The sequence below is a fragment of the Corynebacterium urinipleomorphum genome (genome assembly GCF_900155535.1).
GTDB lineage: Bacteria > Actinomycetota > Actinomycetes > Mycobacteriales > Mycobacteriaceae > Corynebacterium > Corynebacterium urinipleomorphum.
In genome coordinates, this window is record NZ_LT706963.1 from 431,121 (window position 1) to 451,362 (window position 20,242).

Consider the following 20,242-nt stretch of genomic DNA (forward strand, 5'->3'; position numbering starts at 1 on the left):
CGGTGGCGTGCGCGAGTCCGAGCTCAACGCTCCGGGCACCGACCGCCGCGGCCGCGGTGACCGCCGTCCCCGCCGCGGTGGCCAGCGCCGCCAGCGCGCAGAGCAGAAGAAGGAGGGCTAAGACACATGCTTATCCCTAAGCGCGTTAAGTACCGTCGCCAGCACCGTCCGGGTCGTTCCGGCGTGTCCAAGGGCGGCAACACCATCAACTTCGGTGACTACGGCCTGCAGGCTCTTGAGCCGGCCTACATCACCAACCGCCAGATCGAGGCAGCTCGTATTGCCATCAACCGTCACGTCAAGCGTGGCGGTAAGGTCTGGATCAACATCTTCCCGGACCGCCCCTTGACCCAGAAGCCGCTCGGCGTGCGTATGGGTTCCGGTAAGGGCCCGGTGGAGAAGTGGGTGGCCAACGTCAAGCCTGGCCGCATCCTGTTCGAAATGTCCTACCCGAACGAGGCTGTCGCTCAGGAAGCTCTGCGCCGCGCAGGCGCTAAGCTGCCGTGCAAGACTCGTATCATCTCGAAGGAGGACCAGTTCTAATGGCTACTGGAACCCCTGCACACGAGTTCCGTGAGCTCACCGACGCTGAGCTGAACGACCGCCTGGGTGCCGCTAAGGAAGAGCTGTTCAACCTGCGCTTCCAGCTGGCTACCGGTCAGTTGACCAACAACCGCCGTATTCCGGCAGTTAAGCGCGACATCGCACGTATCTACACGGTGCTGCGTGAGCGCGAACTCGGCCTGTCCACCGTCCCTGGTGAAGGAGCGTAAGCATGACTGAAGCAACTGGTAAGGGCCCGAAGCACACCGAGGCTCAGCCGAAGGAGAAGGGTCTGCAGAAGCGCCGTCGCGGTTACGTCGTCTCCGACAAGATGGACAAGACCATCGTCGTCGAGATCGAGGACCGCAAGTCCCACGCGCTGTACGGCAAGATCGTCCGTACCACCAACCGCGTGAAGGCACACGACGAGGAGAACACCGCTGGTGTCGGCGACCTCGTCCGCATCGAGGAGACGCGTCCGCTGTCCAAGGACAAGCACTTCCGTCTCGTCGAGGTGATCGAGAAGGCTCGTTAAGCTAGAACGCTTAGCGAAGTCGCAGAAGCGCCCGCCCCCATCCAGTCCCTGGATGTGGAGGCGGGCGCTCTTGTTTTTGTGCGGTGCCTCAGTTAGGCGCCTGCGGCGACGGCGATGCGTTCGGTGAAGCGCGCGTAGTCGTCGCGGATCTCGCCGAGGGGCTCGACAACGGCGGACTGGGATGTCGCCGCGATCTCTTTGTTCAGGGCCGCGCGGGTGCGGCGCTTGACGCCACTACCGATGACACCCCCGAAGACAGCGGTGAGTAGACCGATCACGAGTCCGGTGAGCAGTCCAGCCATGATGAGCAGCGTCGGGATCGGCCAGCCTTCGACATCGGGGACGAGGTCGCTACCCAGGAGCGGTGTCAGCGCCCCCGGCACGAACGCGACGGCGAGGTACCAGATGACACCGATCAACGCTGCGAGCAGTGCCAGCCACTGAACGACCGTGAGCAGCGACCAGCCTTTGGACGGTTCCGCGGGCAAGCGCGTCCGCGCAACGGCGCGGTCCAGTTCGGCGGGAAGCGCTGAAGCAACTTCGTCGGCGCGGTCGGATACGGCTGATGCCCACTGGGACGGTAGGTCGGCGGAGACATCGGATGCGTAGTCGCGCACCCCCTTGTTGGACACGGCCTTCGACGCGGCGGAGAGCTCAGGCATCGATGACCGGTGCACTCCTACCGCGTCCGATTCTTCGCGCAGCCCCATGCGTTTGAGCGGGTCGGGACGGAAGCGCGTCACCCACGAGGTGAGCAACCAGCCGGTGCGCTCGTGGAGGCGCTTGCGGTACGCGGCAGCAGTGGAGGCAGCGACGCGGTCGGTGCCAGCAGCTTGCGCAAGTACGGTGTCGAGCTGCTTCTTTGCGCGCTTATCGACGTCCCCTGTCTTTCCCCCATCCCCGAATTCCCCCGTCACGGAGGCGATGTCGGCTTCGATGCGCGCTGACTGTGCGGTGTGGGCTTTGGCGACGCGGGTGATGGCGGACCTCAGGGCGTCGATACCCGCCTTCGTGTAGGTGGAGGTGGGAACGACGGTGACGTTGGTGAGGCCGTCTTCGCGCAGCAGCTGCGCGTAGGACTGGGAGACCGTGGGCACATCCGCTTCGGCGAGCAGATCCGCTTTGTTGAGAACCGCGAGGGTGACTGCTGAGTGGTTCGCATGCGGGCGGATGAATTGGTCGTGGATGACGCTGTCGGCGTACTTTTCCGGGTCGGACACCCACACGAGAACATCGACCTGCCCGGCGAGACGCTCGGCAATTTCGCGGTTCGATGCCTCGACGGAGTCGAAGTCAGGGAGGTCGAGCAGGATCAAGGGGCCCGCACCCGGGGCGAATTCACCGGAGCGGATGCGGCGGTCTTCGACGCCGAGCCAGTCGAGCAGCTCCTCGGAGCCCTCCGGTTCCCAGATCGCGGCGAGCGGCGAAGAGGTGGTGGGACGGCGGGCTGCCGCTTTGCCGAGGTCTTCTCCGACGACGGCGTTGAAGAGAGACGTCTTACCGGAGCCCGTGGCACCGAAGAAGCCGACGACGGTGTGCTCTGCAGACAGGGCGCGGCGCTCTGCACCCGCGCGGGCGACTTTTTCCAGGCGTTCACGCTGGGTGGGGGAGAGGTACGGTGCTCCGATCTGAGCTGCCTCCTCAAGCGCTGTGAGACGCTCGCCCAGGCTTGCTCCGTTTCGCTTAAACAGTGCCATTGTCGCCTCCGTTGTCGTGGTCGGGGCGCTGGAAGCCGCCGCGCAGTTGCGCGAACAAGTCGCGCAGCGGACCGCGTTCCGCCGACTCTTCGAGGCTCGATGGTGCGGTGGTGCTCAAGTCCGCGGACTCGGTCACGGGACGGGCGGGGGCGCGGCCGGTGCTCGCAAGCTCAGGGAATCGCTCCGTGACGGCCGCACGAGCGGTTTCGGTGGCGGAGGTGAGGTCGGCGGCGGTGGTGCCGTCGAGAAGCGGGTCCGTGACGGGGTAGAACCGTTCGCGCTCGCGCTGGAGGAGCTCGCGGAGGCGTTCATTGAGGTCGTTGCGCGCGTCGGCGGCCATGCGGCGGACGGTGTCCTCGCCGAAGATCGTCTCCAGCAATTTCTGGCCCAGAACGGCGGAGCCGCCGGCGATAGCCACCTCTCCACCAGTGAGCCCCGCCGTGGAGGCGAAGACCACGAGCATCAGTGCCACAGTAAGGACGTTGAGACCGAAGGACATCGCGCGTGCGCGCTGGCGTTTAGCGCCAGCTGTCTCCTGGATGCGGTCGAGGAGCGCGGCCTGCCAATCGCGGACGAGGGCTGCCGCGAGCTCGTTGATATCGGAGCTGGACCGCGCGAGAGCGGGATCTGCGTCGGCGCGAAGATCGGGAGCGACGGCGCCGATGTGGGCCCACGACCGGGCGGCGGCAGTGTCTGCGGCGTCAACAATGACTGCATGGAGGCCGGATTCGAGCTCCGTCTCCACCTCCTGAAGAGGTGCGGGCTCGCCGGTGAAGAAGCTGCCCACCTTGTCCATGGTCTGGGAGAACCAACGCTCAAAACCGCGGGAGAAATCCGAGGTGCCCACCACGTCTTGCCAGCGGTCCATGACCTCTGTGCGGAGGAGTTTGCCGTCTGAGGTCGCGTCGATCACGTGGCTGTGGGCGGCGGAGTACTGCTCACTGATCGCGCTGTCGAGTTGGGAGGCGAAGGCTTCTTGGCGGAAGCGGGCATCGATAAGCGTGTCGACGCGGTCCAGCGCCCCCGTGGCCGCCCCTGCAACCGTTTTGCCTGCGACGGCGCGGCGCGCGGCGGAATCCTCGGCCAGCCCGGTCAGGTAGGAACGTAGCTCGGCTACGAGCGTGTCTTGGAGGAATTCTTCGCCGCTCTCGCCGCCGAGTCCAGGCACGAACGGAACTGTGAATACGATCGCGTTGCCGAGCCCGGCCTCGTCCATCATGCGGCGTAGATCGTCGGGAACGGTGGCAGCGGAGGCCTCATCCAACCGGTTGAGGACAACGACGACCTCAATACCGCGACTGGCGGCATCATTGAGGAAATTCCACACCAGCTGGTCGGCGTAGCGGGCCGGGGTGGTGACAAAGACCCAGAGATCCGCTGCCGCGAGCAGCTGGGAGGCCAGGGCGCGGTTGCGGTCGTCGATGGAGTCGAAATCGGGGGCGTCGAGAAGCGCGAGGCCTTCCGGAATGCTGCCGGTGGGGACAATGCGCAACGTGGTGGACTGCTCGTCGCCGGCGCCGTGTGAACGCGCGAGACCGGGCAGGACCTGCGGGGAATTGAACCACTCTGCGTCGGCTGGGTTAGCCACCAGGACCGGCTGGCGCGTGGTCGGACGGATGACGCCCGGATTGGACACCCGCTCGCGCAGCACCGCGTTGACCAAGGTGGACTTACCGGAGCCCGTGGAGCCTCCGATGACCGCCAAGAGCGGAGCATCAAGGTTGGCCAAACGGGGAAGGATATAGTCGTCGAGCTGGTTGACAATCGCCCGGGCATCGTCCGCGGCAGGGCCGTCCAGACGCGTCCCGGCCACCGCCTCGCGGACACCGCGGACAGCGTCGAGCATGTCGATATTTGGGGAACTCACCTAATCCATTCTGGCAGACAGCCAGGTGCCGCGCGGAGCGCGGCGAGTCCCACGAAGCGCAGCAGCAACGGAAGCTAGTCGCGGTAGTTCGTGCGGGTGCGGTTGAGCCAGCCGTAGACACCGCCCATGATCAGGCCGCCGCCGACGAGGTTGCCCAGCCAGACGATCGTCCAGTTGCGCAGGACGTTGCCGATGGTGAAGCCGTCGATAGATGCCGGGTCGAACATGAAGCCGGCCAGGGTGGTCAGCACGAAGTTTGCGATCGAGTGCTCATAACCCATTGCCGCGAACGCTGGAATGACAATAGCCACGGCCCAGATCTTTGCAGCGTGATCCTTACCTGCTTGAGCAGTCAGCATGAAGCCGATGTTGACCACCATGTTGGCCAAGATCGCCTCGATGAACAGGGTGAAACTCGGCTTGGCCAGCTTGGCCTCGAAGAGGTCGGCCAGGAACGGAAGACTCGTCTCTGCCGCCTGACCCGTGGTGGTCATAGAGATCAACCATGAGATGAACACCGCGCCAACGAGGTTGAACAACGTGACTGTCAGGATCAGCAGAAGTCCGCGGGATACATTGTTCAGTCTGTGGATGGCACCGTACGTCATGAACATCATGTCGCCCGTGGCTAGTTCGCCTTGCAGAACGACGATGATGTAGAGCGTGACCGCGAAGATCACCGCGAAGGGGTATTTGCCCCAGCCGGGTGCGTACGCCTCCGTCAGGGTGGCGGTGGCGGCCGCGAATGCGGTCATGATGCCGAGGAAGACACCAGCCATGACTGCGCGGACGGCGAAGCGGGCTGGTTCACGCCCGAAAAGATCGAGCTTGTTTTGGATTGATACGGGGGCCTTCTCACTGAAACTCACTATTCCAAGCTAAAGGATTCTGCGATAGGTAGCTAACCCGATTTCGGTCCGCAGACGGCCCCCGTGTGCTAACGCCGCGAAGCCTGATCGAAGAATTCGCGTTCGTAGTAGCAGGCGTACATGAACGCTTCCGCGGCTTCGGTGCGCTGGCTCTCGCTCGCGGTCGAGAGCGCCTTTTCGACGCATTGCAGGGCCATACGCACGGCATCTGTGAAATCGTCGCCGCCGTACATGGACAGCCACGCGTTGTACGGGTGGTCCGGATTGTTGTTTTCGGCGAGGTGCAAACCGACTTCCGCGTAGAGCCAGAAGCACGGCAAAACGGCGGTTGCGCCGACAATGTAGTCCTTGAACGCTGCCGTGGATGTGAGCATATTCACGTAGCCGAGAGTGACGGGAGAGGGGGGAACGTCCGCTGCGATGTCGTTTTCTGCGATCCAGTTCCGGTGGAGATCCGATTCGGCGTCGATGGCGGCGGTGGCGGACTGGGACCACCACACTTGGTCCTCCGCATCGGGCGCCTTTGCGCTCACCGTGGCCAGCGCCCGTGAGTATTCGCGCAGGTAGTAGGCGTCCTGGACGAGGTAGAACGCGAACTGCTCCTCCGGCAACGTGCCGTCGCGCAGTGCGCGGATGAATGGGAGCTCGAGTGTCTGCGGCCACACCGCGCGCGCTGCCTTCTCCCACAGATCGCGTGTGAAGGGGCCGGCCGCGGGGATCTTGGGCTCGAGGATGGGGGAGGAGGGGTCGGTGGGGGCGGTCCAGTCGTCGATAAGCTTCCACGGCCGTGTCGATGCTGCTGCGGCGAGGCGGCGCGAACGGTGGAAGTGGTCGACGGGCCCGTGTCCAGTGCCGACACCCAGCTCATCCGCGTGCGCGATTGCCTCGTGCAGCCAGCTCGACGTCCACGCGAGGGCGGTGTCGGCGTCGATGGCCAAGCGTGCGGCGAGCGCTGATGAAAGCGAGCAACCTGTGCCATGCGTGTTCTTCGTCTCCACACGGGGCACGTGCGCGACCTCGATCTCGCCTTCGGGGGTGACCAGCGCGTTCGACGCGTAGCCCTCCTTCAGGTGGCCGCCCTTGACCACGACGTTGACACCCGCCGCCTTCGCGTACTCGCGACCTTGCTCGAGCGCCTCGTCGAACGTCTCCGCGGGCGCCGTGTTCGCAAGGACGGCGAGCTCAGGAATATTCGGCGTGACGACGCTCGCGTGGTCCCTCACGAACTCCCTCATCGCCTCTTCCGCGTCCTCGGTGAGCAGACGATCCCCGCTCGTGGCCACCATCACCGGGTCCACCACCACGATCGGCACGGGGTGCGCCGCCAGATACTCGGAGACCGTATTAGTAGTGTCAACGTCTCCGAGCATCCCGATCTTCACGGCATCCACTTCAACGTCGTCGAAGACCGCGTCCAGCTGCTCCTGTAGAAAGTCCTGCGGCGGAACGTGGATACTGCGCACGCCGTGTGTGTTCTGGGCCACCAGCGCCGTGACCACGCACATGCCGAAGCCGCCCGCCGCCGAAATGGACTTCAGGTCCGCCTGGATCCCCGCGCCGCCCGTTGGATCCGTGCCCGCGATGGACAGGATGCTGGGGATCGCGCTCTTCGTCGAGCCGGAAATAGAATCAGGCAAAGAAGTCATCAGACAATTCCTCCGCGAATATTGGTTCGTTCAGGTTCAACGGGTGTGATCTCAGCGTTGCACCCAGCCGTCTTCGCCCGTCTGCAGCTCTGCCGAACTGCGGTTGCGTGCGACGGCGGATGCGCGGCACCCCGTGTCTTGCCCCGACATCGTACGCGAACCGGTGAATCTAGGGGTCCTGTTCTGTCTTGTATGGGATTTGGGTTTAAGTAGCGTGACGTGGTTTAATACCACAGTTGTCTAGCGCTGGTCGCAGCTGACGCGCGTTTCCGAGTTGAGGCTGCGAGACCCTTCGACGGGGTGGGGAGATGATTCCTGCCACTGTTCGTCGATAAGCGGATAGGCACAAAGACATTGACCACGTGCGTTCAGGACGGAAATCTGGCGCACATTGATCCAGGTCAGGAGACCGATAGTGATTCAGCAAGAATCGCGTCTGAAGGTCGCCGACAACACTGGTGCACGCGAGATTCTGTGCATCCGTGTCCTCGGCGGTTCTGTTCGACGCTTCGCCGGTATCGGCGACACGATTGTCGCCACCGTGAAGGAAGCCGCCCCGGGTGGCAACGTGAAAGAGGGCGAGATCGTCCGCGCCGTCATCGTGCGCGCTAAGAAGGAGACCCGTCGTCCGGACGGCTCCTACATCGCTTTCGACGAGAACGCAGCCGTTCTGATCAAGAACGACACTGAGCCCCGCGGTACCCGTATCTTCGGCCCGGTTGCTCGTGAGCTGCGCGACAAAAAGTTCATGAAGATCGTGTCTCTCGCACCGGAGGTGATCTAGTTGAAGATCAAGAAGGGCGATATGGTCCAGGTCATCGCTGGTAAGGACAAGGGTGCTCAGGGCCGCGTCATTGAGGCGTACCCGAAGCGCGACCGTGTCCTCGTCGAGGGCGTGAACCGTGTGAAGAAGCACGTTGCCAACTCTTACAATGAGCGCGGCGCTGAGTCCGGCGGCATTGTCACCCAGGAGGCTCCGATCCACGTGTCCAACGTGATGGTCGTCGACTCCGAGGGCACCCCGACCCGTGTGGGCTACCGCTTCGATGAGAACGGCAAGAAGGTCCGCGTTGCCAAGTCGAACGGGAAGGACATCTAATGACCGAGAGCACCACTAACTACACGCCGCGTCTGAAGACGCGTTACAAGGACGAGATCCGCGGCAAGCTCTCCGACGAGTTCGGCTACGAGAACGTCATGCAGATCCCGGGCCTGACCAAGATCGTGGTCAACATGGGTGTCGGCGACGCTGCCCGTGATTCCAAGATGATCAACGGCGCGCTCGAGGACCTCACCGCGATCACCGGCCAGAAGCCGCAGCTGCGTCGCGCGAAGAAGTCCATCGCTAACTTCAAGCTCCGTGAGGGCATGCCGATCGGCGCGAAGGTCACCCTGCGCGGCGACCGCATGTGGGAGTTCTTGGACCGTCTGCTGACGGTTGCTCTTCCGCGTATCCGCGACTTCCGCGGCCTGTCCGACACGCAGTTCGACGGTAACGGCAACTACACGTTCGGCCTGTCCGAGCAGACGATGTTCTACGAGATCGACGTGGACAAGATCGACCGTCCGCGCGGTATGGACATCACCGTTGTCACCACCGCCACCAACGACGAGGAAGCTCGCGCTCTGCTGCGCCACTTCGGCTTCCCGTTCAAGGACAAGGACGGCAAGATGCAGCGCCCGTAAGAGCGCATTCTGCTTGACGACGCCCCTGTGGTTCGGTTTTCTGAACTAGCCCCCGAAAGTTGGACTGGTTTAATTCTAGGCGGTTAGGGGTTCGAGGGCCTGATTCCGATATTGCATCGGGGTCAGGCCCTTGAGTCGTTGTTGGATGCGTTCGGCGTTGTACCACTGGATGTACTCATCGATAGCCTGAGTGAAATCCGCGACAGTGTCGAAGATTTCGCCGTGGTACATCTCGGTTTTCAGGTGCCCGAAGAAGTTCTCCATGACCGCGTTGTCGTAGCAGTTGGCTTTACGAGACATCGACTGGACACCACCGTGTTCGTCAATGAGTTTGCGCCAAGTCGAGTGCTGGTACTGGAAGCCTTGATCGGTATGCATCATCCACCCGGGTTCAGGTGCACACGTCACGATCGCTTTGGTCAAAGATTCGGTGGTAAATGCTGTCGACGGCGATGTAGCCACGGTGTGGGCGACGATTGAGCGGTCGAACAGGTCCATCACCGGCGACAAGTACACTTTGCGGCCTGCGATTCTGAACTCGGTGACGTCGCTGACAAAGGCGGTGTTTGGTGCATCCGGGGTGAACTTGCGGTCAAGCTTGTTGTCAGCAATGCGGCTGATCGTCCCGGTGTAGGAAACGTAGGGCCGGCGGCGCCGGATTTTGGCTTTCAATCCCATCTGGTCCATGAGTTTGTAGACGAGCTTGTGGTTGACCACCCAGCCGTGATTACGCAGGTCCAGCAAAACTCGCCGGTAGCCGTAGCGATGCTTGTTGCGCTCGAAGCTTTCCCGGATCGCGTGCTTGAGTGCCGTATGCCTATCCGGCTCACCGAGTCGTTTCTGGTGGTAGAAGAACGTCGACCGCGGGATACCTGCCACCTCTAGCAGGTACTCCAGGCGGTGGTGCGACTTGAGGATGACGATCGCCTGGACTTTCAGGCGGGTCCCTGCTTCCTCAAGTCCCGCAATTTTTTTAAGTAAGCGTTTTCCGCCTCCAGCCGCGCGATCTGGCGGCGCAGTTTCTCCTCCTCCGTGAGCCTCTTCGGCGCGGACGAGCCTTTGGGCCTGCCCTTCGACTTCGGTCTTAACGCGTCATCGCCACCTTGGCGCCACTTCAACGACCAGTCTTTGACCAGCTGATCAGAAGACAAGCCAAACTCACGCGCAAGATCCATCTTCGTCTCGCCAGCGAGGTGGCGTTCGACAATTTCCTTCTTGACTTCGAACGAGTACTGCCGCTGCGTCGGTTTCTCCACGAGACATAGCCTGCCATGTAGCTGAAACCGCCGATAGAGCGCGCGCGATGCATATCTCGAAACTCCAACCCTGCGCGCAGCAGCACCAGAACCCATACCCTGCTCGAAAAGATCAACCAACTGCTCACGCTGGCCCTCACCCAGCGAACTGCGTGCCCTCAATGAAAACTGCTCCCCATTAGTCGATAACTGATTTCTCAGTCCAACTAATGGGGAGCAGTTCATTCACCGAGCCCCGGGGGCGTTCGCCTTTAGTCCGTGTAGGCGCCGTCTTCGAATGGATCGCGTACGCGGCTGACCAGTTCGGCTACGGAGTCAAGGATTGTCGTGGGGCGGTAGGGGTAGCGGGCGATCTCGGTGTCGTCGGAAATGCCGGTGCGGACGAGGATGGTGCGCATGCCGGCCTCGAGGCCAGCTTTGACGTCGGTGTCCATGCGGTCGCCGATCATGACGGTCTGCTCGGAGTGGGCGCCGATGTTATTCAGTGCGGTCCGCATCATCACGGGGTTGGGTTTGCCCACGTAGTACGGTTTTCGGCTGGTCATTTCGGTGATCATTGCGGCGACAGCGCCGGTGGCGGGAATGACCCCGTGCGGTCCCGGCCCGGTCACGTCTGGGTTTGTGGCGATGAACCGGGCGCCATCCTTGATGAGGTTCGCCGCCGTCGAGATCGCCTCAAAAGAGTAAGTGCGGGTCTCTCCGAGAACCACGAAGTCAGGGTCGGTGTCGGTGAGGATCCAGCCTTGTTCGTGAAGTGCCGTCGTCAAGCCTGCTTCTCCGATGACGTAGGCGCTGGCTTGTCCTGCTTGCTGGGAGAGAAACCGGGCGGTGGCGGTCGCGGAAGTCCAAATGCGTTCCGGTTCGATGTGGAGGCCCATGCGCACGAGCTTCGCCGAGAGGTCCCGCGGGGTCTGCATGGAGTTGTTCGTGAGCACCATGAACGGGATTTCTTCTTCGCGCAAGGCGGAGATGAATTCTTCAGCCCCGGGGATAACGGACCCCTCGCGGTGCAGTACGCCGTCCATGTCGGTCAAATAAGAAATCATGGGTTTCCTTGTGTCAATCGGGTTCTCAGAGTGCGCGGAGCTCGCTTAACGACGCACCCCCCTGCCCCGCGCTTCTCGCGCAAGGTCAGGGGGGTAAGTGGCATTGCCGGACTGAGTTTCTACTCGGCGAGCTCAGCCTGCTTCATCACGTCGCGAAGGACGTTGGCAGAATGCGTGAACTGCTTCGATTCGGTCTCATCCAAGTGCAGTTCGACGACCTCGCGGATACCCGTGCGATTGATCACGGCAGGGGTACCGATGTAGATGTCCTCTTCACCGTACTGCCCCTCGAGCAAGGCGCTGACTGGCAGAACGACATCCTCGTTGTGGAGGACAGCCTCAGTGATGCGTGCCAAACCGCTGCCGATGCCGAAGCTTGTGGAGCCCTTCGCGCGGATGATGTTGTACGCCGCGTCGCGGGTCTGCTCGAAGATCTCCTCCATCTTGTTGGAAGTGTTCGGGTCCTGCTCAGCCATGCGCTGCAAACGGGTGCTCAGCGGGACACCTGCTGCGGAACCGGAGGAGACGACTGCGAGCTCGGTGTCTCCGTGCTCACCGACCACGTACGCGTGAACAGATGTCGCGCTGACGCCGAAGTACTCCCCGAGAGCGTGGCGGTAGCGTGCGGTGTCTAGCACCGTGCCGGAGCCGATGACCTGATTGGACGGGAGTCCGGAGAACTGCCAGGTTGCGTAGGAGAGAACGTCGACCGGGTTGGTAGCCACGACGAAAATACCGTTGAAGTCGTGCGCCATGACCTCGTCGACAATGGACTTGAAGATCTTGACGTTGCGTCCGACCAGCTCGAGGCGCGTCTCACCGTCGCGCTGCGCGACACCGGCACAGTTGACCACGATCGCCGCGTCACGGCAGTCTTCGTAGGTGCCAACGGTGACGCGGGTGTTGTGACCCGACCACGGCACAGCGTGGTTCAGGTCCTGTACGTGACCCCAGGTCTTCTCCTCGTTGAGGTCGATGATGGCCAGGTGATCGCAGAGGCCTTGGTTGACTACGGCGTATGCGTAGGCCATGCCGACGTCGCCGGCGCCGATCAGGACGATCTTGTTTCCTGCGGTGGGGGTGTCGGTTGTTTCGACGGTGTGTGATGCGTTCGGATGGATCATTGATGCTCCTTCGCTTTTTTTCGCTGCTTCTGCAGCCTTAGCACCGACCCTAGCCCCAGATGTCTGATTGTGCCCGTTTGCGAGTTATCCACAGGGCGGTGTTCGAATGCGGCCGGTGTGGGTTCGCGGGGGCGCTAGATATAACGGCGTACCTTCCACATACAGAATTCAAGGGAGAAAAGATGGGTACCGCTCACATTGAAAAGATTAAAGAACGAGTTCAGAAGCTTCTTAACCAGGCTGCGGACCGGGCCGGCACCGCGGAGGGAGAGGTCTTCTACCAAAAGGCCTTCGACCTGATGGCCACGTACGGGTTTGAAGAACGGGACCTGCATAACCCGTCTGAGGATGACGAGGTGATAATGCGCACATTTCCGCTCGGCGGCTCGTACACGGACATGCAAGCGTCGTTATTGCTGCAACTGTGTTCTGCTTTGCACTGCATGGGGTACATGGAAGGCAGACGCGGCTCTAGAACGGTGTCGACCGTGATCGTCTTCGGTCTACGGCGACACATGGAACGGGTGGAGATGCTGTTCGGGGTGTTGAATCCGCAGATGGCTGCCGGTGCCCGGAACATCAATGGAAGCCGCGCGCTCGGCATCGCAACAGTGGTGGCTCGCCGGTCCTACATGAGCGGATTCATCAGTGTCGTCGCCGATAGGTTGCACGCGGCTGAGGGGTCTGTCGCCGCCGGGAAGAACGAATACGCCCTCGCGTTGATGGACGACCAAGAGAAAGCTCAGGATGCCATGGATGCCTTCGCTGCGGAGCAGGGGATTGAGTTCAGCAACCGGTCATCAAGGGCATCGGTGGACGCGGCTTCCTTTCTCCGGGGTGCACATGCCGGGCAGCACAGCGATCTCGGCCAGACACGGGTGCGCGCGAGGCCGGCGTTGCCCTGTTAGAAGGGGAGCTGCGCCAAGGGGTTGGCGTACCCGGTGAGGGAGAAATTTGAACGGTGGTCGACGCACCGCCGAAGCATTGGTGAATTCGCGAGTCTGAGCTTGCAGTTCTTCCTGGACTTTTTAGGCTGGTGTCATACACGACGGTGATGTCACTTCCGCTGATTCTGCAGGAGAAATCATGTCTCGTTCCGCACGTTCGACCGGCCGCCGCCCGATGCAGGCGGTGCTCGCGCTCTCTGTTGCTGTCGCGCTCGCTGTGAATCCTGCCCCGGCGGTGGCGAGTGGAGGGCTTCCTGGCGCGCAACTTGCGACGGCGCCTGCGCCGGCACCTGCTCCAGCTGCCTTGAACTGGTCCGACCTGGTTCACCGTGAGATCGTGGTCGGTGGAGTGAAGGTCCCTATTCCTGCCGCGATCGCTGGTATCGCCGCTGCCGCGGCGGTGCTCGGTGGATTGAGCGTTGTGGTCCTCCACGCGGTGGCTGGGGTTCTGCCTCCGTTGCCCTCGGCGGGCTCTTCTCAGGCTGGGTCGTCGGAGCAGGACGTTCCTGGGGTAGGTGGCAATACTGCTCCGGGGGTGGCGGGCCCCGGGGAGTACGCCAACCGGTTCGATTTCAGCGCGGCCAACACCGACCCCGCCGTTGGCGGTTTCAGCGGTATCGACCAGGTAGGGCCGGGCAGCTACATCGTGCTTTCCGATGATAAAGGCGAACACGGTCCTGTCCGCGCGTACCATTTCTCCACCGCTGATCACGAGACCTTCACGCCGGCGGGAGTAGTCGAATTCACGGACGTGCACGGCACCCCGTACACGGAGTACATGGACCCTGAAGAGATCCGTGTCCTGCCTAACGGAAATTTCCTCTGGACCACGGAAGGCAGCGGCAAACTCGGGAAAATTGTGGCTCCACAGCTTATCGAGTCGACTCCGGACGGAAAAGAGGTTCGCAGGATCGACGTTCCCAAGTACCACGTGCCTAATGGATTCTCCACGCGCGGTATCCACCACAACAACGGTCCGGAGGGCATGACTTTGCTTGATGACGGGCGGACTGCGGTGACGATCGAAGAAAATTCGCTTGCCCAGGACGGTCGGAAGACCTCGGCTAAGCACTCCTCGCTGAACCGCATTACTTTCTACGATCTGGAAAGCGGGCGGTCGACGAAAGAATTCGTTGTGCGCGTGAATGCAGGCCGTGGTGCGACATCTCTTCTCGCGGACGAAGATGGTGAGCTCTACATGCTGGAACGGGGCTTCTTCAAAGACCTCGGCGAGAACGGGGAGAACAAGGCCGAGATCTACAAACTTGATTTGAGCGGCGCCGACGATGTACTGGGCAAAAAGGCTTTGAACGGCACGGAAAAGATGGCATCGAAGAGTCTTGTGTTCGACTTTGCCTCCAAGCGTCCGCACCCGGACAACACTGAGGGGCTCGCTTGGGGGCCGCGGTCGTCGGATGGGCGCCGCTTAATGATTGTTGTCACCGACAACAATCTCAGCGACTCCCAGAAGACGTATTTCCACAGTGTCCTCGTGCCGTAAACGGACTGGTGCTGGGCGCTACCGCGACGAGCGGACGGTGAGAGCAAGGACTGCAGTGCCGATGCGCATCCCGTTCAGTGGGATTACCGTCGCTCGTCGTGCCATGGTCTCACCCTAAAGACCACGATTTCGCGGTGTGGGCAGTCTCCGAATCCCTTTAGAAAATAGTGTTCCTTTACCTACGTTTAGGGGTGAAATTAAGATCTGCGTGCTCGGGACTGGAAAAGCGGGGGCACGGTGACGTCGATAAGCAATTTGTGCTTTCTCCGCGCTGACCTGTATGGTTGACCAACGGTTCTGCGCGCGTGGCATGCGTGCGCCAGATCCGCATTGAACGTATACATCCAACTTTGTTGCAGGCCCCCCGCCGAAATGCGGACCGTATGAAGGGTGGCGGCGAGCACCTTCCGTTACTGAGCGGTAAGGAGCGCCACTGTTTGAGTTCACGTTTTCGCTGTTCAAGCGTGTGAGAACTCGTAGTAGCCCCCGACAGAACACACGGATAACGCGTGTCCAATGCCCTTGCTGGCAGATGGGCCAGGTGGGTTACGGGAACCGCAACGAGAAAGGTAAACGGTCAACCATGACCATGACAGATCCCATTGCGGACATGCTGTCTCGCGTGCGCAACGCAAACAATGCGCACCACGAGAACGTGTCCATGCCCTCCTCGAAGTTGAAGGTCAACATCGCGGAGATCCTCAAGCAGGAGGGCTACATCGCTGACTACAAGGTTGAGGACGAGAAGGTCGGCAAGACCCTCACCCTCGACCTGAAGTACGGCCCGTCCCGTCAGGCCTCTATCGCTGGCCTGCGTCGCGTGTCCAAGCCTGGTCTGCGTGTTTACGCGAAGTCCAACGACCTGCCGCAGGTTCTCGGCGGCCTGGGTGTGGCCATCATCTCCACGTCCCACGGCCTGCTCACGGACCGCCAGGCCCACGAGAAGGGTGTAGGTGGGGAAGTCCTCGCCTACGTCTGGTAAAGGGAGGTTGAACACATATGTCTCGTGTAGGTAACGCACCTATCGCTATCCCCAACGGTGTTGAGACCAAGATCGACGGCCAGCACGTTGAGGTGAAGGGCCCGAAGGGCACCCTCACCGTCGATGTCCCGGAGCCGATCACCGCTGCCGTTGAAGAGAACCAGATCGTGGTTTCTCGTCCGAACGACCACCGCGACAACCGCTCGCTCCACGGTCTGTCCCGCTCGCTGATCAACAACTGTGTCGTCGGCGTGACTGAGGGCTACAAGATCAACATGGAGATCTTCGGCGTCGGCTACCGCGTCCAGCTGAAGGGCAAGAACCTCGAGTTCTCCCTCGGTTACTCGCACCCGATCCTCATTGAGGCTCCGGAGGGCATCACATTCGCCGTTGACGGCAACACCAAGCTCTCCATCGAAGGCATTGATAAGCAGCAGGTTGGCCAGATCGCCGCGAACATCCGCCGCCTCCGCAAGGATGACCCGTACAAGGGTAAGGGCATCCGCTACGAGGGCGAGCAGATTCGCCGCAAGGTCGGAAAGACGGGTAAGTAATCCATGAGCACTGAAGAAAAGACTACTCAGAAGCGCACCCCGGTCGGCCGGGATATTGCTACCCGCCGCCGTGAGGCCCGCGTCCGCCGCCACAACCGCATCCGCAAGACTCTGCGTGGCACTCCGGAGACCCCGCGTCTCGTCGTGCACCGCAGCTCCCGCCACATGCACGTCCAGGTCATCGATGACCTGGCCGGCCACACTCTCGTGTCCGCTTCCTCCATGGAAGATGCAGTGCGCACCCTTGAGGGTGACAAGAAGGCTAAGGCAGCTAAGGTCGGCGAGCTCGTCGCTGAGCGCGCCAAGGAAGCCGGCATCGAGGCAGTTGTCTTCGACCGTGGCGGCTACAAGTACCACGGCCGCGTCGCCGCGCTTGCCGACGCCGCCCGTGAAGGTGGTCTGAAGTTCTAATGACCACCGCAGACGAAACTCAACGGAAGGATCGCGACATGGCCGAGCGTGAACGGCGTGACGGCGGAGCATCCGCCGACGACCAGAACAACCAGAACAACAACGGGCGCAACGACCGCAACGAGCGTGGCGGACGCAACGACCGCAACGAGCGTGGTGGCCGCGGCCGCCGCGACGACCGTCGTGGTGGTGCCCAGGACGAGCGCGATAAGTACATCGAGCGCGTTGTCACCATCAACCGTGTTGCCAAGACCGTCAAGGGTGGCCGCAACATGTCCTTCACCGCTCTTGTCGTCGTCGGCGACGGCCAGGGCATGGTCGGTGTCGGCTACGGCAAGGCCAAGGAAGTTCCCGCCGCTATCCAGAAGGGTGCCGAAGAGGCTCGCAAGAACTTCTTCCGCGTCCCGATGATCGGCGGCACCATCCCCCACCCGGTCCAGGGCGAGGATGCTGCAGGCGTGGTCATGCTGCGCCCGGCTGCTCCCGGTACCGGTGTCATCGCCGGCGGCGCTGCCCGTCCGGTGCTCGAGTGCGCCGGCATCCAGGACATCCTGGCTAAGTCGCTGGGTTCCGACAACGCCCTCAACGTGGTTCGCGCCACGGTTGCTGGCCTGAAGGAACTCGTGCGCCCCGAAGAGGTTGCTGCACGTCGCAGCAAGCCCATCGAGGAAGTCGCCCCCGCACGCATGCTGCGTCAGCGCGCAGGACAGGAGGCTTAAGCACAATGGCACTGAAAATCACACTTCACCACGGCATGGTCGGCGAGAAGCCGGTCACCCGTAAGAATCTCGAGGCTCTGGGCCTGCGCAAGATCGGCCAGTCCGTCGTCAAGAAGGACAACGGCGCAACGCGCGGCCACATCCTCAAGGTGGCCCACCTGGTCACCGTTGAAGAAGTAGCAGGGGAGTAGGTACTGACATGGCTGACATCATCAAGCTCCATGATCTGCGCCCGGCTGAGGGTGCAAACAAGGCCAAGACCCGCGTCGGCCGCGGTGAGGCTTCCAAGGGTAAGACCGCTGGCCGCGGTACTAAGGGTACTAAGGCACGCAAGCAGGTCTCTGCCGCCTTCGAGGGTGGCCAGATGCCGCTTCACATGCGTCTGCCGAAGCTGAAGGGCTTCAAGAACAACAACAAGATCATCTACCAGGTGGTCAACGTCTCCGACCTGTCCAAGGCGTTCCCGGAGGGTGGCACCATCACCACCGCCGACATCGCCGCAGCTGGTCTGGTCCGCAAGAACCAGCCGGTGAAGGTCCTGGGCGACGGTGAGATCTCCGTCAAGCTCGACATCACCGCGGAGAAGTTCTCTAAGTCTGCCGCCGAGAAGATCGCGGCCGCTGGTGGTTCCACCACCGAGGCCGTTTCGAAGGCTGCCGAGGAGAACAACGAGGACTAATCCTCTTTGAGCTAATAGCTCCCAGCTGAGTAGTACTGATCCACTACTCCGCTGGGAGCTTTAGTGTTTTTCTGCCCCGAGGGGGGGAGTCGAGGTTTTGTGCACCCACCTGGTAGGGTGAACAAGTCAAAATATGTCTGCCGTTTATCCGGGGCCATTCAGACTTGGGTGGCGCCGCTTCGGCTGGGCATCAACGTACGTTATCTACTGTCCGCTACTTTTCACCCGGTCGGTTGCGGCACCGGTTTATCGGTGTCGGCGTCTAGGTGGGAGGAGCCAGGAGGCCACGTGTCAGCCATTGTTCAGGCGTTCAAGGATGCCGATCTACGCAAGAAGATCTTGATCACTATCGCGCTGATCATTCTGTACCGTATCGGTGCCCAGATTCCTACCCCGGGTGTTGATTACGGGGTCATTGCCGAGCGTCTCAACGCGCTTACCGAAGGCAATGACGGCAATATCTTTTCGGTGATCAGCCTCTTCTCCGGTGGAGCTTTGCTGCAGTTGTCGATTTTCGCGATCGGCATCATGCCGTACATCACGGCATCGATCATCGTGCAGCTGCTCACCGTCGTGATCCCTCGATTTGAGGAGTTGAAGAAGGAAGGCCAGTCCGGCCAAGCAAAGATGACGCAGTACACGCGCTATCTCACGGTCGCGCTGGCGCTGTTGCAGTCCTCGGGCATCGTTGCACTGGCAGACCGCGAGCAGCTGCTCGGTCAGGGTGTGCCGGTTCTCGTGGAGGACCGCAACCTGTGGACGTTGGCCATGATGGTCATTGTGATGACGTCCGGTGCTGTGCTGATCATGTGGCTCGGTGAGATCATCACCGAAAAGGGCGTAGGAAACGGCATGTCCTTGCTCATCTTCGCCGGTATTGCCACCCGTATCCCGACGGACGGCGCGAACATCTTCCGTCAGTCCGGTCCGGTTGTATTCGCAGTGGTGGTCGCAGCGGCGATCCTTCTTGTTGTCGGCATCGTCTTCATCGAGCAGGGCCAGCGTCGTATTCCGGTGCAGTACGCGAAGCGCATGGTCGGTCGCCGTCAGTACGGCGGTACCTCCACGTACCTGCCGCTCAAGGTCAACCAGGCCGGCGTTATCCCGGTGATCTTCGCGTCCTCGCTGATGTACGTGCCAGTGCTGATCACCCAGATCGTCAACTCCAATAAGCCGACCCCTCCGGACAACTGGTGGATGTCCAGCGTGATGGCGTGGCTGCAGAATCCGGCGTCGTGGCAATACATTGTCACCTACTTCGCCCTGATCATTTTCTTCGCGTACTTCTACGTCTCTATCCAGTACGACCCGTACGAGCAGGCGGACAACATGAAGAAGTACGGTGGCTTCATTCCGGGTATTCGCCCGGGCCGCCCGACAGCGGAGTACCTGGCGTTCGTGATGAACCGTCTGCTGTTCGTCGGTGCCATCTACCTCGGTTTGATCGCGATTCTTCCGAACATCGCCATCGATCTGGGCATCAGTGGCAGCGGCGGTGCCGGGGGCATGACCGCGTTCGGCGGCACGGCTATCCTGATTATGGTCTCCGTGGCTTTGACCACGGTCAAGCAAATTGAATCCCAGCTACTGCAATCCAACTACGAAGGACTGTTGAAATAATGCGTCTCGTTCTCCTCGGCCCTCCCGGTGCCGGTAAAGGCACCCAGGCAGCGATTCTCTCGGAGAAGCTGAACATCCCGCACATCTCCACGGGCGACCTGTTCCGCGCCAACATTGGTGACGGCACTCCTCTTGGCAAGGAAGCCAAGGAATACATCGACGCGGGCAAGCTCGTTCCCACTGACGTCACCGCACGGATGGTGGAGGAACGGCTGAACGAGGATGACGCGAAGAACGGCTGGCTTCTCGACGGATTCCCGCGCACCGTCGAGCAGGCTGAGATCCTCGAGGATCTGCTCTCCCGCAACGGCCAGACGCTTGACGGCGTTCTGAACTTCCAGATCGATGAGGACGTTGTTGTGGAGCGCATGCTCGCGCGCGGCCGCGCCGATGACAACGAGGACACGATCCGCACCCGCCTTCAGGTCTACCGCGACGAGACGGCGCCGCTGATCGACCACTATGGCGATGCCATCATCAATATCGACGCCGAGGGCGACGTGGACGAGGTCAACAACCGTGCCATGGAGCGCCTCGAGCGCTAAACAATCTCCGCACTA

23 protein-coding genes and 1 pseudogene are annotated in these 20,242 nt (G+C 61.7%); 17 read left to right on the forward strand and 7 right to left on the reverse strand.

Annotated features, from left to right (window positions below):
• The 4 genes and pseudogenes from CZ338_RS11070 to rpsQ form a co-directional block, all read left to right on the forward strand.
• Positions 1-121, forward strand: a pseudogene (locus CZ338_RS11070) (30S ribosomal protein S3); the annotation flags it as partial.
• Positions 122-126: 5 nt separating this feature from the next.
• The gene (rplP, locus tag CZ338_RS04890) at positions 127-543 is read left to right on the forward strand and encodes a 50S ribosomal protein L16 (protein ID WP_087117155.1); all 417 of its coding nucleotides are present in this window, start codon (positions 127-129) and stop codon (positions 541-543) included.
• A complete protein-coding gene (gene rpmC / locus CZ338_RS04895) occupies positions 543-773 on the forward strand; it encodes a 50S ribosomal protein L29 (RefSeq protein ID WP_087117156.1) in 231 nt (76 codons plus the stop codon). The genes rplP and rpmC overlap by 1 nt, the downstream gene beginning before the upstream one ends.
• Positions 774-775: 2 nt before the next feature.
• Positions 776-1,078, forward strand: coding sequence for a 30S ribosomal protein S17 (gene rpsQ, locus CZ338_RS04900; protein ID WP_087117157.1), 303 nt, complete (start codon positions 776-778; stop codon positions 1,076-1,078).
• 92 nt (positions 1,079-1,170) lie between these two features.
• Here the strand turns inward: rpsQ and CZ338_RS04905 are convergent, their stop codons facing one another.
• The 4 genes from CZ338_RS04905 to CZ338_RS04920 all read right to left on the reverse strand — a co-directional run bounded on the left by CZ338_RS04905 (position 1,171) and on the right by CZ338_RS04920 (position 7,157).
• Entirely contained in the window at positions 1,171-2,775 is a 1,605-nt protein-coding gene (locus CZ338_RS04905; protein ID WP_087117158.1) for a GTPase family protein, read from the reverse strand.
• Positions 2,762-4,642, reverse strand: a complete 1,881-nt coding sequence (locus CZ338_RS04910) for a GTPase family protein (protein WP_235839441.1) — start codon at positions 4,640-4,642, stop codon at positions 2,762-2,764. The genes CZ338_RS04905 and CZ338_RS04910 overlap by 14 nt, the downstream gene beginning before the upstream one ends.
• A 74-nt stretch (positions 4,643-4,716) precedes the next feature.
• Positions 4,717-5,511, reverse strand: coding sequence for a formate/nitrite transporter family protein (locus CZ338_RS04915; protein ID WP_087117160.1), 795 nt, complete (start codon positions 5,509-5,511; stop codon positions 4,717-4,719).
• 68 nt (positions 5,512-5,579) lie between these two features.
• Positions 5,580-7,157, reverse strand: coding sequence for a bifunctional hydroxymethylpyrimidine kinase/phosphomethylpyrimidine kinase (locus CZ338_RS04920; RefSeq protein ID WP_087117161.1), 1,578 nt, complete (start codon positions 7,155-7,157; stop codon positions 5,580-5,582).
• Between the two features lie 415 nt (positions 7,158-7,572).
• On the opposite strand from CZ338_RS04920, the gene rplN reads away from it, so the two are divergent.
• The 3 genes from rplN to rplE are packed head-to-tail and all read left to right on the forward strand — an operon-like array spanning position 7,573 to position 8,843.
• Positions 7,573-7,941, forward strand: coding sequence for a 50S ribosomal protein L14 (gene rplN / locus CZ338_RS04925; protein ID WP_087117162.1), 369 nt, complete (start codon positions 7,573-7,575; stop codon positions 7,939-7,941).
• Positions 7,942-8,256, forward strand: a complete 315-nt coding sequence (gene rplX, locus CZ338_RS04930; protein WP_087117163.1) for a 50S ribosomal protein L24 — start codon at positions 7,942-7,944, stop codon at positions 8,254-8,256. It begins immediately after the preceding gene.
• A complete protein-coding gene (rplE, locus tag CZ338_RS04935) occupies positions 8,256-8,843 on the forward strand; it encodes a 50S ribosomal protein L5 (protein WP_087117164.1) in 588 nt (195 codons plus the stop codon). Before rplX ends, rplE begins: the two co-directional genes overlap by 1 nt.
• Before the next feature lie 75 nt (positions 8,844-8,918).
• On the opposite strand, the gene CZ338_RS04940 is transcribed toward rplE, so the two are convergent.
• The 3 genes from CZ338_RS04940 to CZ338_RS04950 form a co-directional block, all read right to left on the reverse strand.
• A protein-coding gene (locus CZ338_RS04940; RefSeq protein ID WP_235839465.1) for an IS3 family transposase occupies positions 8,919-10,261 on the reverse strand; the annotation gives its coding sequence in 2 pieces (ribosomal slippage) (positions 8,919-9,820 and positions 9,820-10,261; 1,344 coding nt in all).
• 89 nt (positions 10,262-10,350) lie between these two features.
• Positions 10,351-11,145 carry an HAD-IIA family hydrolase gene (locus CZ338_RS04945; RefSeq protein WP_087117165.1) on the reverse strand — a complete coding sequence of 265 codons (795 nt, stop codon included), beginning with the start codon at positions 11,143-11,145 and terminating at the stop codon, positions 10,351-10,353.
• Between the two features lie 119 nt (positions 11,146-11,264).
• Positions 11,265-12,269 carry an L-lactate dehydrogenase gene (locus CZ338_RS04950; RefSeq protein WP_087117166.1) on the reverse strand — a complete coding sequence of 335 codons (1,005 nt, stop codon included), beginning with the start codon at positions 12,267-12,269 and terminating at the stop codon, positions 11,265-11,267.
• Positions 12,270-12,451: 182 nt separating this feature from the next.
• Between CZ338_RS04950 and CZ338_RS04955 the strand changes: the two genes are divergently transcribed.
• The 10 genes from CZ338_RS04955 to CZ338_RS05000 all read left to right on the forward strand — a co-directional run bounded on the left by CZ338_RS04955 (position 12,452) and on the right by CZ338_RS05000 (position 20,227).
• A complete protein-coding gene (locus CZ338_RS04955) occupies positions 12,452-13,177 on the forward strand; it encodes a DUF2786 domain-containing protein (RefSeq protein WP_087117167.1) in 726 nt (241 codons plus the stop codon).
• A gap of 178 nt (positions 13,178-13,355) precedes the next feature.
• Entirely contained in the window at positions 13,356-14,717 is a 1,362-nt protein-coding gene (locus CZ338_RS04960; protein WP_087117168.1) for an esterase-like activity of phytase family protein, read from the forward strand.
• Between the two features lie 583 nt (positions 14,718-15,300).
• Complete coding sequence (rpsH, locus tag CZ338_RS04965) at positions 15,301-15,699, forward strand: 30S ribosomal protein S8 (protein WP_087117298.1); 399 nt, start codon at positions 15,301-15,303, stop codon at positions 15,697-15,699.
• A 17-nt stretch (positions 15,700-15,716) separates the two neighbouring features.
• Positions 15,717-16,253, forward strand: a complete 537-nt coding sequence (gene rplF / locus CZ338_RS04970; protein WP_087117169.1) for a 50S ribosomal protein L6 — start codon at positions 15,717-15,719, stop codon at positions 16,251-16,253.
• A gap of 3 nt (positions 16,254-16,256) precedes the next feature.
• Entirely contained in the window at positions 16,257-16,664 is a 408-nt protein-coding gene (rplR, locus tag CZ338_RS04975) for a 50S ribosomal protein L18 (protein WP_087117170.1), read from the forward strand.
• A gap of 38 nt (positions 16,665-16,702) precedes the next feature.
• A complete protein-coding gene (gene rpsE / locus CZ338_RS04980; RefSeq protein ID WP_087117299.1) occupies positions 16,703-17,383 on the forward strand; it encodes a 30S ribosomal protein S5 in 681 nt (226 codons plus the stop codon).
• 5 nt (positions 17,384-17,388) lie between these two features.
• On the forward strand, positions 17,389-17,574 hold the full coding sequence (gene rpmD / locus CZ338_RS04985; protein WP_087117171.1) for a 50S ribosomal protein L30: 186 nt from the start codon (positions 17,389-17,391) through the stop codon (positions 17,572-17,574).
• A gap of 8 nt (positions 17,575-17,582) precedes the next feature.
• Positions 17,583-18,062: a 50S ribosomal protein L15 gene (gene rplO, locus CZ338_RS04990; RefSeq protein ID WP_087117172.1), complete on the forward strand. Its 480-nt coding sequence runs from the start codon at positions 17,583-17,585 to the stop codon at positions 18,060-18,062.
• A 288-nt stretch (positions 18,063-18,350) separates the two neighbouring features.
• Positions 18,351-19,682 carry a preprotein translocase subunit SecY gene (gene secY / locus CZ338_RS04995; protein WP_087117173.1) on the forward strand — a complete coding sequence of 444 codons (1,332 nt, stop codon included), beginning with the start codon at positions 18,351-18,353 and terminating at the stop codon, positions 19,680-19,682.
• Complete coding sequence (locus tag CZ338_RS05000) at positions 19,682-20,227, forward strand: adenylate kinase (RefSeq protein ID WP_087117174.1); 546 nt, start codon at positions 19,682-19,684, stop codon at positions 20,225-20,227. Before secY ends, CZ338_RS05000 begins: the two co-directional genes overlap by 1 nt.
• Positions 20,228-20,242: the final 15 nt, after the last annotated feature.

Bases quoted from the DNA above. Each gene is read 5' to 3' on its own strand.
- CZ338_RS04960 (WP_087117168.1), top strand. From the start codon at position 13,356: ATGTCTCGTTCCGCACGTTCGACCGGCCGCCGCCCGATGCAGGCGGTG.
- rpmC (WP_087117156.1), top strand. From the start codon at position 543: ATGGCTACTGGAACCCCTGCACACGAGTTCCGTGAGCTCACCGACGCT.
- rplF (WP_087117169.1), top strand. From the start codon at position 15,717: ATGTCTCGTGTAGGTAACGCACCTATCGCTATCCCCAACGGTGTTGAG.
- rplE (WP_087117164.1), top strand. From the start codon at position 8,256: ATGACCGAGAGCACCACTAACTACACGCCGCGTCTGAAGACGCGTTAC.
- rpmD (WP_087117171.1), top strand. From the start codon at position 17,389: ATGGCACTGAAAATCACACTTCACCACGGCATGGTCGGCGAGAAGCCG.
- CZ338_RS04945 (WP_087117165.1), bottom strand. From the start codon at position 11,145: ATGATTTCTTATTTGACCGACATGGACGGCGTACTGCACCGCGAGGGG.
- CZ338_RS05000 (WP_087117174.1), top strand. From the start codon at position 19,682: ATGCGTCTCGTTCTCCTCGGCCCTCCCGGTGCCGGTAAAGGCACCCAG.
- rpsH (WP_087117298.1), top strand. From the start codon at position 15,301: ATGACCATGACAGATCCCATTGCGGACATGCTGTCTCGCGTGCGCAAC.
- rplP (WP_087117155.1), top strand. From the start codon at position 127: ATGCTTATCCCTAAGCGCGTTAAGTACCGTCGCCAGCACCGTCCGGGT.
- rplO (WP_087117172.1), top strand. From the start codon at position 17,583: ATGGCTGACATCATCAAGCTCCATGATCTGCGCCCGGCTGAGGGTGCA.
- CZ338_RS04955 (WP_087117167.1), top strand. From the start codon at position 12,452: ATGGGTACCGCTCACATTGAAAAGATTAAAGAACGAGTTCAGAAGCTT.
- CZ338_RS04920 (WP_087117161.1), bottom strand. From the start codon at position 7,157: ATGACTTCTTTGCCTGATTCTATTTCCGGCTCGACGAAGAGCGCGATC.
- CZ338_RS04905 (WP_087117158.1), bottom strand. From the start codon at position 2,775: ATGGCACTGTTTAAGCGAAACGGAGCAAGCCTGGGCGAGCGTCTCACA.
- CZ338_RS04950 (WP_087117166.1), bottom strand. From the start codon at position 12,269: ATGATCCATCCGAACGCATCACACACCGTCGAAACAACCGACACCCCC.
- rpsE (WP_087117299.1), top strand. From the start codon at position 16,703: ATGGCCGAGCGTGAACGGCGTGACGGCGGAGCATCCGCCGACGACCAG.
- rpsQ (WP_087117157.1), top strand. From the start codon at position 776: ATGACTGAAGCAACTGGTAAGGGCCCGAAGCACACCGAGGCTCAGCCG.
- rplR (WP_087117170.1), top strand. From the start codon at position 16,257: ATGAGCACTGAAGAAAAGACTACTCAGAAGCGCACCCCGGTCGGCCGG.